This is a genomic window from Mesoterricola sp. JemC181 (genome assembly GCF_055384585.1).
On record NZ_AP045076.1, the window covers coordinates 1,332,214 to 1,344,933 of the forward strand.

11 protein-coding genes and 1 pseudogene are annotated in these 12,720 nt (G+C 69.9%); 6 read left to right on the forward strand and 6 right to left on the reverse strand.

Annotated elements, in window-relative coordinates; translation table 11 throughout:
* Window positions 1-2: 2 nt before the first annotated feature.
* Both ACZ5MC_RS05930 and ACZ5MC_RS05935 read right to left on the reverse strand, forming a co-directional pair.
* Window positions 3-1,376 (reverse strand): TolC family protein, encoded by a 1,374-nt coding sequence (locus ACZ5MC_RS05930; RefSeq protein WP_464517290.1) that lies wholly within the window; start codon window positions 1,374-1,376, stop codon window positions 3-5.
* Window positions 1,377-1,437: 61 nt separating this feature from the next.
* Window positions 1,438-1,833 carry a hypothetical protein gene (locus ACZ5MC_RS05935; RefSeq protein ID WP_306599398.1) on the reverse strand — a complete coding sequence of 132 codons (396 nt, stop codon included), beginning with the start codon at window positions 1,831-1,833 and terminating at the stop codon, window positions 1,438-1,440.
* A gap of 184 nt (window positions 1,834-2,017) precedes the next feature.
* Here ACZ5MC_RS05935 and ACZ5MC_RS05940 point away from each other — a divergent pair, with 184 nt between their 5' ends.
* Genes ACZ5MC_RS05940 through ACZ5MC_RS05950 form a run of 3 tightly spaced genes read left to right on the forward strand, consistent with a single transcriptional unit; the run spans window position 2,018 to window position 6,233 of the window.
* Complete coding sequence (locus ACZ5MC_RS05940) at window positions 2,018-3,889, forward strand: PAS domain S-box protein (protein ID WP_464517291.1); 1,872 nt, start codon at window positions 2,018-2,020, stop codon at window positions 3,887-3,889.
* Window positions 3,886-4,332, forward strand: coding sequence for a response regulator (locus tag ACZ5MC_RS05945; protein WP_464517292.1), 447 nt, complete (start codon window positions 3,886-3,888; stop codon window positions 4,330-4,332). Before ACZ5MC_RS05940 ends, ACZ5MC_RS05945 begins: the two co-directional genes overlap by 4 nt.
* Window positions 4,333-4,334: 2 nt before the next feature.
* Window positions 4,335-6,233: a hybrid sensor histidine kinase/response regulator gene (locus ACZ5MC_RS05950; RefSeq protein ID WP_306599401.1), complete on the forward strand. Its 1,899-nt coding sequence runs from the start codon at window positions 4,335-4,337 to the stop codon at window positions 6,231-6,233.
* Here ACZ5MC_RS05950 and ACZ5MC_RS05955 read toward each other — a convergent pair whose 3' ends face one another.
* The 4 genes from ACZ5MC_RS05955 to ACZ5MC_RS05970 are packed head-to-tail and all read right to left on the reverse strand — an operon-like array spanning window position 6,234 to window position 10,754.
* Complete coding sequence (locus ACZ5MC_RS05955; protein WP_306599402.1) at window positions 6,234-7,790, reverse strand: DHA2 family efflux MFS transporter permease subunit; 1,557 nt, start codon at window positions 7,788-7,790, stop codon at window positions 6,234-6,236. It abuts the gene before it with no gap.
* On the reverse strand, window positions 7,787-8,782 hold the full coding sequence (locus tag ACZ5MC_RS05960) for an HlyD family secretion protein (protein WP_306599403.1): 996 nt from the start codon (window positions 8,780-8,782) through the stop codon (window positions 7,787-7,789). The genes ACZ5MC_RS05955 and ACZ5MC_RS05960 overlap by 4 nt, the downstream gene beginning before the upstream one ends.
* A gap of 2 nt (window positions 8,783-8,784) precedes the next feature.
* Entirely contained in the window at window positions 8,785-10,137 is a 1,353-nt protein-coding gene (locus ACZ5MC_RS05965; RefSeq protein WP_306599404.1) for a TolC family protein, read from the reverse strand.
* Entirely contained in the window at window positions 10,134-10,754 is a 621-nt protein-coding gene (locus tag ACZ5MC_RS05970) for a TetR/AcrR family transcriptional regulator (protein WP_306599405.1), read from the reverse strand. Before ACZ5MC_RS05970 ends, ACZ5MC_RS05965 begins: the two co-directional genes overlap by 4 nt.
* Before the next feature lie 98 nt (window positions 10,755-10,852).
* Here ACZ5MC_RS05970 and ACZ5MC_RS05975 point away from each other — a divergent pair, with 98 nt between their 5' ends.
* The 3 genes and pseudogenes from ACZ5MC_RS05975 (at window position 10,853) to ACZ5MC_RS05985 (ending at window position 12,720) form a co-directional block, all read left to right on the forward strand.
* Entirely contained in the window at window positions 10,853-11,467 is a 615-nt protein-coding gene (locus tag ACZ5MC_RS05975) for a flavodoxin family protein (protein ID WP_306599406.1), read from the forward strand.
* 185 nt (window positions 11,468-11,652) lie between these two features.
* Window positions 11,653-11,898, forward strand: a pseudogene (locus tag ACZ5MC_RS05980) (AAA family ATPase); the annotation flags it as partial.
* Between the two features lie 186 nt (window positions 11,899-12,084).
* Window positions 12,085-12,720: a DUF4143 domain-containing protein gene (locus ACZ5MC_RS05985; protein ID WP_306599408.1), complete on the forward strand. Its 636-nt coding sequence runs from the start codon at window positions 12,085-12,087 to the stop codon at window positions 12,718-12,720.

The following is a 12,720-nucleotide window of genomic DNA, read 5'->3' on the forward strand; positions in this document are numbered from 1 at the left end:
CTCTACATGGATTTCATGGATGACGATTCGCTCGGGGTCCCCGCCGCAGCGCCCTTCCGGGCGCCTGCGGACGCGGAAGCCCCCCCGCCGCCGCCCAGGGCCGTGCCGCCCAGGGACGTGGCGCCGATGGGGGGAGCGGAGCCCAGGTTCAGTTCGCGCTGGGCGATGTGGATGGCCTGGGCCCTGGCCTGGGCCTGGAGGAGCCCGCTCTGGTCGGCGATCCAGCCGTTGAGGGCCTCCAGCACCGACAGGAAGGGCACCTTGCCCACCTCGTACTGGGAGAGGGTCGCGCGAAAGCTGGTCTCGCTCTGCACCAGGAGTCCGCTCCGGTAGAGCCGGATGACGCCCAGGGCCGCGTCCATCTGGGCGGCCCGCTCCTGGACGCGCTGGCCCAGCAGGGCCTCGAGGCTCTCCACCTCGGAGCCCGAAGCCTTCCGGCGGTGCTCCTGCTCGGCGATGGCCTGGGACTGCTTGCGCTTCTGCCACACGGGGAGGGAGATGGAGACGCTGGCGGTCCACATGGGATCCAGGCCGCCCCTGGGCATGTAGCCCGCGCTCAAGGCGAAGTCCGGGCGCCGGTCCAGGTGGGCCAGCTCCAGGGACTTCCCGGCCTGGGTCACGCCGATGCGCGCCGCCTTCAGCTCGGGGCTGAGGTTCCGGGCGCTGGCCGCGGCCTCCGGTACGTCGATCGCGGGGGGCTCGGGCAGCTGCTCCAGGGTGCGCTCCGTGGGCAGCGGAGCGTCGGGGGGCAGGGCGCGCAGCCGGTTCAGGGAGGCCAGGGTGCCGCGCTCCTCGGACTGGAGGTCGAGCCGGGACTGTTCCAGCCGCGTGCGCTCCAGCTGGGCCCGCAGCAGGTCCGCCTGGGACCCCTGGCCCACCTCGTAGCGCGACCGGGCCGTGGCCTCGGCCTGGCGGAGGAAGAGGGCCTGTTCGTCCAGGAGCCGGAGCTGGCTCCGGGCGAGGAGCAGGGCCACGTAGCCCCGGCGCACGTCGGCCTCCAGGGTGAGCCGCACGCGGCTCGAGGACTCCATGGCCGCCTGGGAGCCCATGCGGGCGATGTCCCCGCGCAGGCCCCGCTTGCCGGGCCAGAGCAGGGGCTGGGTGACCATGATCGAGTAGTAGCTGCTCTCCATCTGGCCGACCTGGATCTTCTTGAACCCGTCGTTCTGGATGCCGAGGGAGAGGACCGGGTCGGGAAGGGCCCCCGCCTGGGGGATGCGTTCCGCTTCGGCCTGGGCCATGGCCCGGGAGCGGGCCGCGTCAGGGTTGCGGGCGAGGGCCTCCTGGACGAGGGCCGAGAGCTGGGGGTCTTCGGGTGCCTGGGCCAGGCACGCCGCGGGGAGGAGGCCTAGGGCCAGAATGGGCGCCATGCGCATGGAGAACTCCGTATGCTGGGACTGCGTGCTCGTGATGAAGCCTACGACAAGCGAACGCGTCTCAGATACGGAATTGGCTGAGTTGTGCCTGGGGATCCCGGCGGGTGGGAAGGGGCGGGGCGTGGGCGGGCGCCGCCTCCAGGAAGGCGGTCCGGCCTTCGGGGCGGGCGGCGACGGCGGGCCAGGGCGCGGGTTCCTTGCGGGGCGCGGCCTTCCGGATCTGCGCGGTGCGGACCCGGGACACCAGGGCGGCGGGCGCCACGGTGGACTGGGAGGCCCCGGTGGGGCAGCGGGGGGCGCAGGGGACCTTGGGCATGCCGCAGGGACTCGGGTCCTGGGCTTCTCCGCCGCAGCAGCAACAGGCGGCGGGCGGCGCGCCGGCAACCAGCAGGCCCTGGGCCGGCCCCGAAAGGACGAGGGCGAGCAGGGCGATGAGGTTGAGGAGATGGCGGACCATGGGCACCAGAGATTCAGGATAGGGCCATCCGAAAGGAACGCAATCGTGGATTTTTCATCGAATTGCATTAATGAGGAATATGCATAAACCGGTCATTGGGGATTTGGAAATTCAGTTCACTTGAAAAATTCAAAGGGTCTATCATTCATCGCAACCCCCCACAAATGCTAGGTTGCACCCACCCATGAGCGTTCCCGCATCCCTCTCCGCCCCGCGCCGCATCGCTGCCGCACTCCTCCCCGTGGCGGCCTGTTTCATGCAATGGCTGTGCTGGCCGGTGATCGTCCCCTTCGTGTGGTTCCTGTTCTATCCGACGGTCTTCCTCAGCTCCTGGCTCGGGGGCTTCGCGTCGGGCCTGGCGGCCACCTTCCTTTCCACCGGGCTTGTGTGGTGGTTCTTCATGGAGCCCGTCCACACGCTCCTCAAGGCGCGGCCGGGCGCCTACGTCAATGCGGTCGCCTTCATCGGCATGGGCCTGCTCTTCTCCTCGTTCCACGAACGCCTGCGCAAGGCCAAGCTCGAGGCCGCCGAGGCCCGGCTCCGGGAACGGGACGGGCTGCTGGAGCGCACGAGCCGCACGGCCCAGGTGGGCGGGTGGGAGTTCGACGCGGCCACCCATGCGGGTTCCTGGACGGCGGAGGTCGCCCGGATCCACGACCTGGACCCCTCCACCCAGCCGAACGTGGAGATGGGCCTGAGCTACTATCTGGAGCGGGACCGCCCGGCCATCGCCGAGGCCGTGCGCCGCGCCGTGGAGGAGGGGATCCCCTACGCGCTCGAACTGGAGCTCGTGAGCGCCGCGGGCAACCGCAAATGGGTGCGCACCACGGGCCAGCCCGTGGTGGAGGGCGGCCGGGTGGTGAAGGTGCAGGGCGCCATGCAGGACATCTCCGACCGCAAGGCCATGGAGCTGGCCCTGCGCGACAGCGAGGCGCGGTTCCGGGCCCTGTTCGAGCAGGCCGGGGTGGGGGTCGTGGAGGTGGACGCGGCCAGCGGCAGGTTCGTGCGGGTCAACGGCCGGTTCTGCGAGATCCTCTGCTACGGCGAGGCGGAACTCCTGGGGATGCGGTTCCAGGATGTGACCCACCCCGGCGACCTGGACCGGAACGTGACCGAGACCCAACGTCTGGCCAGGGGTGAGATCCAGGGCTTCGCCTCCGAAAAGCGCTACCTGCGCAAGGACGGAGCCACCGTGTGGGCCGCGCTCACCGTGAGACCCCTGACCGGGCCCGGGCAGGAGGCCATGCACTTCGTGAGCATCATCGAGGACATCTCCGCCCGCAAGCGGGCCGAGGCCGAGGTGCGGACCCTGAACGCGACCCTGGAGCGGCGCGTGGCCGAGCGCACCCTGGAGCTCCAGGCCGCCAACCAGGAGCTGGAGAGCTTCGCCTACGCCGTGTCCCACGACCTGCGGGCCCCGCTCCGGGCCATGGACGGCTTCAGCAACGCCCTCCTGGAGGACTGCGCCCCGTCCCTCGACGCCGAAGGCCGGGGCTACCTGGACCAGATCATCAAGGCCAGCCACGCCATGAGCGGCCTCATCGACGGGATCCTGCTCCTCTCCAGGGCCACCCGGGGGGACCTGGAGCGGGTGCCGGTGGACATCTCCGCCCTGGCCGAAGGTGTGCTCGAGGGACTCCGGAAGGCCGACGGGGAGCGCCCCCCCCGCTGGCGGGTGGAACCCGGGATCCTGGCCGAGGGGGATCCCCGGATGCTGAGGGCGGCCTTCACCAACCTCCTGGGCAACGCCTGGAAGTACACCGGAAGGTCGCCCGATCCCCTCATCGAAGTGGACCGCGTCCAGGAGGGCGGGTCGGCCTGGATCCGCATCCGGGACAACGGCTGCGGCTTCGACATGGCCTTCGCGGACAAGCTCTGGAAGCCGTTCCAGCGCCTGCACCGCCAGGACGAGTACCCGGGCCTGGGCATCGGGCTCGCCACGACCCAGCGCATCGTGAGCCGCCACGGAGGGCGCCTGCGCGCCGAGTCCGCCCCCGGCCAGGGGGCCGCCTTCCTGGTCTCCCTTCCTTCCTCCGCACCCCAGGAGTCGCCATGAACAACGTGCCCGTGATCCTCATGGTCGAGGACAACCCCCAGGACGAGATGCTCACGCTGCGCTCCCTGCGCAAGGTGAACCTGGGGAACCTGGTGGAGGTGGTCCGGGACGGCCAGCAGGCCGTGGACTTCCTGTTCCGGGAGGGGGAGTTCGCCGGCAGGCCCGGGCCGGACCTCCCGGCCCTGGTGCTCCTGGACCTGGGGCTCCCCCGCCTGGGGGGCCTGGAGGTGCTGGCCCGGATCCGCAAGGACGAGCGCACCCGGGCCCTGCCGGTGGTGATCTTCACCTCCTCCAGCGAGGAGGAGGACCGCCTCGCGAGCCTGCTCGGAGGCGCCAACAGCTTCGTCCGCAAGCCCGTGGACTTCGCCGAATTCGCCGAGAAGGTGGGCAGGCTGGGGGTCTACTGGGTGGCGGTGAACGATGCGCCGCGCTCATGGAGCTGACGGTGCGGCCCCGGCTGAAGCTCCTGGTGGTGGAGGACTCCGAGGCGGACTTCTCCCTCCACGTCCGCAACCTCACGAAGCACGGCACGGTGGCCGACTTCCACAGGGTGGACACCCTGGCCGCCCTGGAGACGGCCCTGCAGGACCATGCGTGGGACGCCGTCATCTCCGACTACAGCCTGCCCCAGCTGGAGTTCACCCAGGTCCTGGCCCTGGTCCGCAGGAAGCTGCCCGACGTCCCCTTCATCCTGGTCTCCGGCAGCATCGGCGAGGAGGCCGCGGTGGAGCTCCTCCGGCAGGGGGTCTGGGATTTCGTTTGGAAGGACCGCCCGGCCCGGCTCAGCCAGGCCCTCGTCCACTGCCTGGAGGAGGCGCGCGGCCGCTCCATCCGCCTCGAGGCCGAGCGGGCCCTGCGGGCCAGCGAAAGCCGCTACCGGTCGCTGTTCGAGAACATGCTGGACGGCTACGCCCACGCCCGGATCATCCGGGAGCGCGGCGAGGCCGTGGACTGGGTCTACGTGGACGTGAACCCCGCCTTCGAGCGGCTCACGGGGTTCAGGGACGTGGTGGGGAAGAGGCTGACCGACGTCATTCCCGGAATCCTCGAGGCCGAGCCGAACTTCATGGAGGCCTTCGCCAGGGTCGCCGCGACGGGCGTTCCCGAGCGGCTCGAGCTGTTCGTTCAGACGACGGACACCTGGTATTCCAACTCCATCTACAGCCCGGCCCGGGACGAATTCGTGGTGGTCTTCGACAACATCACCCAGCGCAAGACGGAGGAGACCGCGCGCCGGGTCCTGGAAGAGCAGATCCGGCACACCGAGAAGCTGGAGAGCCTGGGCAGCCTCGCCACCGGCGTGGCCCACGACATGAACAACGTCCTGGCCGCGATCCTCGCCGTCGGCCAGGTCCTGCAGCTCAAATCCGAGGAGGACCCGGGGATGGCCTCGGCCCTGGACACCATCATCAAGGCCGCCAACCGGGGCCGGGACCTGGTGCGGGGCCTCACCAACTTCGCCCGCAAGGACCTGCGTGCGGCCGAACCCCTGGACCTCAACCGCCTCGTCAAGGACGAGGCGGCCCTCCTGGAACGCACCCTCCGCCATAAGATCCGCCTGGAGGTGGACCTGCACGAGCCCCTGCCGCCCTTCCTGGGCGAGGCCGGCAACTTCGGGAGCGCCCTCATGAACCTCTGTGTGAACGCGGTGGACGCCATGCCCGATGGCGGCGTCCTGGCCCTGCGCACCCGGGACGCCGAGCCGGGGTGGATGGAGCTGATCGTGGAGGACTCGGGCACCGGCATGCCTCCCGAGGTCGTCAAGCGCGCGTTGGAGCCCTTCTTCACCACCAAGGAGGCCGGGAAGGGCACGGGGCTCGGCCTGGCCATGGTCCACGGCACCATAAAGGCGCACGGCGGCACCGTGGAGATCCGCAGCGCGGTGGGCCGGGGCACCCGGATCCACGTCCGCCTTCCCGCCGTGGCCGGGGCCGCCCTGGAAGAGCACGGCCACGGGGTCGCAGGCGCCCGGCGCCGGGCGCTGAGGATCCTGGTGGTCGACGACGACGAGCTGATCCAGGCGACCGTCCCGCTCCTGCTCCACCACCTCGGCCACACGCCCGTGGCCGCCATGAGCGGAGAGGAGGCCCTGGACCTGCTGGAGAAGGGCCTGGAGGCCGACGCGGTGATCCTGGACCTGAACATGCCCGGCATGGGCGGCGAGGCCGCCTACCTGCGCCTGCGCAGGCTGCGGCCGAAGCTTCCGGTGCTGGTGGCCACGGGCTTCATGGACCCTTCCACGGTCCTCCTGCTCCAGGGGGACGACAGGGCCGCGAGCCTGTCCAAGCCCTTCTCCCTGGAAGAGCTGCACCGGAAGCTGGAGGCGCTGGTCCCTCCAGGCTGATCAGTGGATCTGCATCCCGCCCGACCCGCTGCCGGGGTCCTTGAGGAGCATCACGAACGGCAGACACACGATGTACACCAGCACCAGGAAGGCGAAGACGTCCACGAAGGCCATGACGTACGACTGGCGGAGCACCTCGAAGCCCAGCATGCCCTGGGCCAGCCTCCCGCTGCTCTGCGGGTCCAGGCCGGAGGAGGCGCCCAGGGCCAGGTGGAGCCGGTGGGCGCCCTGCTGGAGAGCGCCGCTGTAGGGCGTCATGTGCTCGGCGAGGCGGGCGTGGTGGAACTGGCTGCGGGTCTGCAGGAGGGTGGCGGCCACGGCGATGCCCACGCTGCCCCCCTCGTTGCGCATGAGGTTGAAGAATCCCGCGGCCACGCCCATGGCCTCCCGCGGGATCCGGCGCATGGCCACCGTGGCGATGGGCACGAAGACGAACCCCAGTCCCAGGCCCCGGAAGCACCAGGCGTAGACCAGGTAGCCCATGCCGGAATGCAGGTTGATCGACGTGAGCAGCCAGCTGGAATAGATCTGGGCGAGGAAGCCCGCCGCCACGGTGTACCTCACGTCGACCTTGCCCATGATCAGCCCGGCCACCATCATGGCCACCACGCTGGCGACGCCGCCCGGGCTCAGCATGATCCCCGCCCAGGTGGGGGTCCAGCCCAGGAAGGTCTGCACGAACAGCGGCAGCATGACGAAGGCCGCGTACATCCCGAAGCTCGCCCCGAAGATCAGGAACATCCCCGACGCGTACTCCGGCAGCTTGAACATCCGCAGGTCGACCAGGGGCCGTTCGGCGGTGAAGGACCGCCACAGGAAAAGGATGATGCCCAGGGCCGAGCAGGCCGCGTAGAGCGTGACGGTCCGGCTCTCGAACCAGTCCAGGCGCTCGCCCCGGTTCAGGAAGAGCTCCAGGCACCCCAGCCCCACGGCGATGAAGATCAGGCTCCAGTAGTCCATGGCGCCCTCGGGCTTGCGGTCCGGCGCCTCGTCCACGAAGGCCGAAGCCAGGGCGTAGGAGAGGATCCCCACGGGGATGTTGATCCAGAAGATCCAGGGCCAGCTCCAGTTGTCCGTGACCCAGCCGCCCACCAGCGGCCCCACGATGGGGCCGCAGATGACGCCGATGCCGAAGACCGCCGTGGCGATGCCCTGCTCGGAGCGGGGGAAGGCCTCCATGGTGATGGCCTGGGACATGGGCACCATGGCGCCGCCCGTGAGGCCCTGGATCACCCGGGCCGCGATGAGCAGGCCCAGCGTGGGCGCGGCCCCCGCCGCCAGGGAGGCCAGGGTGAAGCCCGTGAGGCAGAACAGGTAGAGCCGCTTGCGGCCGAACCGGTTGCCCAGCCACCCCGTGATGGGCAGGACGATGGCGTTGGCCACCAGGTAGCTGGTGAGCACCCAGGTGATCTCGTCCGTGCCCGCGGCGTAGGTGCCCTTCATGTGGGGCAGGGCCACGTTGGCCACCGAGGTGTCCAGCACCTCCATGAACGTGCCCAGCATCAGGGCGAGGGCGATGACCCACTTGAAGGGCGCGCCCCGGTCCGTCCCGCTCATTCGCGGGTATCGATGACGGCGGAGACGCTGAGGCCCAGGCGCAGCTTGTGGGCGGGGTCGCCGCCGGGAGCCAGGCGGATGCGCACCGGGACCCGCTGGACGACCTTCACCCAGTTCCCCGTGGCGTTCTCGGCCGGCAGCAGGCTGAAGGCGGATCCGGTGCCCGCCGCGAGGCTCTCCACGACGCCCGGGAAGTCCCGGTCGTCGATGTCGGCGCGCAGGGTGACCTTCTGGCCCGGGCGCACGCGCCGGAGCTGGGTCTCCTTGAAGTTGGCCTCCACCCAGAGGTCGTCGCGGCCCAGGGGGACCACCGCCAGGAGCGGCTGGCCCGCGGCCACCACCATGCCGGCCTCGGCCAGCTTGCGGGTGACGTAGCCGTCGCAGGGGGCGGCGATGGTGCAGTAGCCCTTCTGGAGCCGCACCTGCTCGATGGAGGCCAGGGCCTGTGCCTCCTTGCTCCCGCTCACCTGAAGTCCGCCCTGGATGGCGGCGACCTGCTTGCGGGCCGCGTCGAGCTGGGCGGTGGCGACCTGGTGGGCCGTGCGGGCCTGGTCCAGCTTCTGGCGCGGAATGGACTGCCGCTCCACCAGGATCTCCAGGCGCTGGCGCTCCAGGGCGGCCAGGCCCTCCTGGCTTTCCGCGGCGCGCACCTGGGCCTGGGCCTGGGCGATCTGGGACCGGTTGAGGGCCATGGAGGCCCGGGCTTCGGCCAGGGAGCCCTGGGCCTTGGCCTCGGCGGCCTCGAAGTCCTTGGGATCCAGGGTGGCGAGCACCTGCCCGGCCTTCACGGGGTCGTTCTCCTTCACCCCGAGGGTGAGGATGGCCCCCGGCACCCGGGAGGCCACGGCGACCACGGGGCCCTTCACGTACGCGTCGTCGGTGGCCACGAAGACCTCGTTGTGCCGCCAGCTGAGGAAGCCCCAGACGCCGGCGGCGGCCGCCAGCGCCAGGATCACGGCCAGGGAGACCCACATTCGGGTGCGCTTTTCCATGTTCAATGCTCCAGCGAACGGGTCGCGTAGAAGGTTTCCAGGTCCTCGCCCAGGAGGGACAGGAGTCCTGCCTGGATGGCGTAGGCGCGGCAGAGCCGGTCCGACAGGCTGAAGCGGCTCTCGGCCAGCACCGTCTCGGCGTCGAGCACGTCGGCGCTCTTGGCGTAGGCCTGCTGGTACTGCTCGCTCACGATGCGCAGGTTCTCGAGGGCGGCCTCGACGTTCGCGCGGGCCGTCTCCATCTCGTTGAGGGCCTGGCCGTAGTCCCGCAGGGCCGCGGCCGCGGCGTTCTCCACCTGGCGCCGGGCCTCCATCAGCTCGCGGCGCGCCGAGCCTTCCTCGGCCCTGGACCGGCTCACGCGGGCGGAGCGCGCGCCGCCCTCCCAGAGCTTCCAGGTGAGCCCGAGGTAGAGGGTGGTCTGCTGGGGATGGGCCAGGAACCGGTTCTCCTCGTAGGAGTGGCCCACCTGGGCCACCACGCTGGGGGCGAAGTCGCGGCTGCGGAAGGCCACCTGGCCCTCCGCGGCCTGGACCTTGGCCTCCAGGGCCTTGACTCCCGCATTGGCCTGGGGGGCCCGGGCCCGCACCGCCGCCTCGTTCCAGGGCATGGCGGGCGGGGGGGGCAGGGTCTCCGGCAGGGCAAGGGGGGCGCCCGGGGCCTGGCCCATGGCGATGTTCAGGCTCTCCCGGGCGGAGACCAGGGCGTTGTCCAGGGTCCGTCCCGCGTCGTCCACGGCCCGCAGGGCCACTTCCGTGCGCAGGAGGTCGTTGCGCGCCACCACGCCCTGCTCGAACAGGGACCGCGCGTCGCGGAGGTGGTCCCCCAGCGCCTGGCGCCGCTGCTCCACCACGAGGCGCCGGGCCCGGATGTTGACGGTCGTCATGTACCGGGCCGCCACGTCGGCCTGGGCGCGATTGATGGCGTCCCTCCCGCCCAGGTCCACGGCCCGTTCCTTGGCCCGCGTGGCGGCGAGGGCGCTGCTGCGCCGGCCGAAGTCGTAGACCAGGTAGCTGGCGGTGAGGTGGTAGCGCCACGAGGATTTCTGGGCCACCGGCTGCTCCAGGGAGGGGACCGTGATGGAGCCCAGGACCGGGATGGGCCCCACGGTGAAGGACTCCGTGCGCAGGGCCGCGTCGCGGTCCAGGTTCAGGTGCCCGCCCTTGAGCTCGATCTCGGGGAGGAAGGCGGCCTTCACCTCGTCCCGGTCGCCCTGGGCGCCCCGAAGGGACAGCGCGGCCAGGTCGGCCTGCACGGAGGTGGCCCCGGCCTGCCGCAGGGCCGCGGCCAGGGTGAGGGGCGCCTGCGCCGCCAGGGCGCCGGAGGCCAGGAGCAGGAGGAGGGCGGGCCGGATCATGACCGCACCTCCCGGGCCACGCCCCGCAGCAGGCACTCCATGGCCCGGGCCACGGTGGCCCCGGCCTCCTCCCTGGGCACGCGGCTGTGCGCGAAGTGCAGGGAGGCCTGGATCACCTCCATGGCCAGCTGGGTGAGGAACTCAGGATCCAGGGGCCGCAGGAGCCCCTGGTCCAGCGCCTCCTGCACCAGGCCCTTCAGGCGGGCCCGCTCCACCCGGTAGATCTCCCCCAGGCTGGGCATGAACCGCGAGTCGAAGCCCCAGTCGAACTGCACCCGGTCCCGCACAAAGGTGGGCAGGGAGAAGGGACGGTCCTGGAAGGTCTCCGCGTACACCTGGGCCAGCGCCTCGATGCGGTCCATGGGCGAGCCCCCGCGTTCCGCCAGGGCCGCGTTCGCCCTCCGGTGGAAGCTCTCGGCCCGTTCCTGCACCACCTGCTCGTACAGCTCCTGCTTGGAGGCGAAATGCTCGTAGAGGCCCTGCATGCCGATCTCCGCTTCCGCGGCGACCTCCTGCATGGTGGCCTCGTCGAAGGGCTTGCGCCCGAAGACCCGGCCGGCGGCCTCGAGGAGCAATCCCCGGCGCTGGTGGCGTTCCTTTTCGCGGCGTGCGTTCATGATGGAACCTCAAATCTAAATTTAGAATATGGATTCTGAATTCTCAAGGAGGAATTTACAAGCCTTCGGTCTGCTAGGTTTGAATAAGGAGATCCGCCATGAAAGTCCTCGCCCTCAACGGCAGTCCCAGGAAGAACGGCAACACGCGGCAGATGCTGGAGGCCGCCCTGGCGCCCCTCGCCAAGGCCGGCTGGGAGACCGAGGTCGTCCAGGTGGGCGGCAGGAACCTCCACGGCTGCCTCGCCTGCGGCCAGTGCTGGGAGAAGCGGGACAACCACTGCTCCTACGGGAAGGACGAGTTCAACGGGATCTTCGAGAGGATGCTGGCGGCCGACGCCATCCTCCTGGGTTCGCCCACCTACTTCGCGGGCGTCACCAGCGACCTGAAGGCCCTCATCGACCGGGCCGGGTTCGTGGCCATGGCCAACGGCTGCGGCCTGGCCGGCAAGATCGGCGCCGCGGTGGTCGTCGCGCGCCGGGGCGGGGCCATCCACGTGTTCGACACCATCAACCACCTCTTCTTCATCTCCCAGATGGTGGTCCCCGGGTCCACCTACTGGAACATGGGCTACGGCCTGGAACCCGGCGACGTGGCCGCGGACGCCGAGGCCCTGCGGAACATGGGGCACCTTGGCGAGGCCGTGGACTGGCTGGGGAAGGCCTTGGCGGCGAGCCCTGCGCCCTATCCCGTGCGGCGTTCCGGGGAAGCCTAGCGTGCGTTTCTGGTTGCAATAAAGTTACTTAAATATCAATGTTGCATCTGTGGCATCACGATGTCACGATTGCGACAATGATTGACCGGGACCTCAAGCCAACCCTCCTCGCGGCGTTGGACCACATGCCGGCAGTGGCTCTGCTCGGGCCCCGGCAATCCGGGAAAACCACCCTCGCCCGGGAAATCCAGGCTATGCGGGGCGCCGTCTACCTTGATCTGGAATCCGAGGCGGACCGGATCAAGCTTGCGGACGCGGAATCGTTTCTGCCGAGTTTGTCCGGCCGCTTGGTGATCCTTGATGAGGTTCATCGAACTCCGGCGCTGTTCCCCATCCTGCGGGGCCTCATCGACCAGGCCCGGCACGCGGGGCAACGATCAGGTTTGTATCTCCTCCTTGGTTCCGCTTCCCTGGACATCCTCCATCAGTCCGGAGAATCCCTGGCCGGGCGGATCTCCTATCAGGAACTCGGACCCCTCAGCGCCCTCGAGGCTTCGCAACATCCCCTGGAGACCCTTTGGCTCAGGGGCGGTTTTCCGGACAGTCTGCTGGCGGAGGACGCCCGATGGAGCCTCCGCTGGCGACAGGATTTCATTCGCACCTACCTGGAACGCGACGTGCCCCTCTTCCATCCCAGGATGGGCGGGGACCCCCTGCGGCGCTACTGGACCATGCTCGCCCACAGCCAGGGAGGGCTCCACAACGCAGCCCTGTTTGCCCGCAATCTCGGGATCGACCAGCGGACTGCGGCCCGGTACCTGGATCTCCTGGAGGACCTGCTCCTGGTGCGCAGGCTGGCTCCATGGCATGCGAACGTGGGCAAGCGTCTGGTGAAGGCGCCAAAGGTCTATATCCGGGACAGCGGTCTGGTCCACGCCCTGCTGGGGATCCAGGACCTCGAGACGCTTCTGTCCCATCCGGTCCTGGGGGCGAGCTGGGAGGGGTTCGTGGTGGAAAACCTGATCTCCGCGGCGCCCGATACCGTCAGGCCTTATTTCTACCGGACTGCCCGAGGCGCGGAGGTGGATCTGGTGCTGGAATGGCCAGGAGGGAACGTCTGGGTCATCGAGATCAAGCGGGGCCTCGCCCCCAAGGTGGAACGGGGATTCCATGAAGCGATCGACGACCTCCGGCCGGAACAGGCCCTCGTCGTCTACCCCGGAGAGGATCCCTTTCCCATGCGGGGGAACATCCATGCCTTGGGGCTTCGCGCCATGATGCGTCTCCTGCGGGAGAAGGGGACAGGAGCCTGA

Bases quoted from the DNA above. Each gene is read 5' to 3' on its own strand.
- ACZ5MC_RS05940 (WP_464517291.1), top strand. From the start codon at position 2,018: ATGAGCGTTCCCGCATCCCTCTCCGCCCCGCGCCGCATCGCTGCCGCA.
- ACZ5MC_RS05960 (WP_306599403.1), bottom strand. From the start codon at position 8,782: ATGGAAAAGCGCACCCGAATGTGGGTCTCCCTGGCCGTGATCCTGGCG.
- ACZ5MC_RS05935 (WP_306599398.1), bottom strand. From the start codon at position 1,833: ATGGTCCGCCATCTCCTCAACCTCATCGCCCTGCTCGCCCTCGTCCTT.
- ACZ5MC_RS05970 (WP_306599405.1), bottom strand. From the start codon at position 10,754: ATGAACGCACGCCGCGAAAAGGAACGCCACCAGCGCCGGGGATTGCTC.
- ACZ5MC_RS05965 (WP_306599404.1), bottom strand. From the start codon at position 10,137: ATGATCCGGCCCGCCCTCCTCCTGCTCCTGGCCTCCGGCGCCCTGGCG.
- ACZ5MC_RS05945 (WP_464517292.1), top strand. From the start codon at position 3,886: ATGAACAACGTGCCCGTGATCCTCATGGTCGAGGACAACCCCCAGGAC.
- ACZ5MC_RS05955 (WP_306599402.1), bottom strand. From the start codon at position 7,790: ATGAGCGGGACGGACCGGGGCGCGCCCTTCAAGTGGGTCATCGCCCTC.
- ACZ5MC_RS05930 (WP_464517290.1), bottom strand. From the start codon at position 1,376: ATGCGCATGGCGCCCATTCTGGCCCTAGGCCTCCTCCCCGCGGCGTGC.
- ACZ5MC_RS05975 (WP_306599406.1), top strand. From the start codon at position 10,853: ATGAAAGTCCTCGCCCTCAACGGCAGTCCCAGGAAGAACGGCAACACG.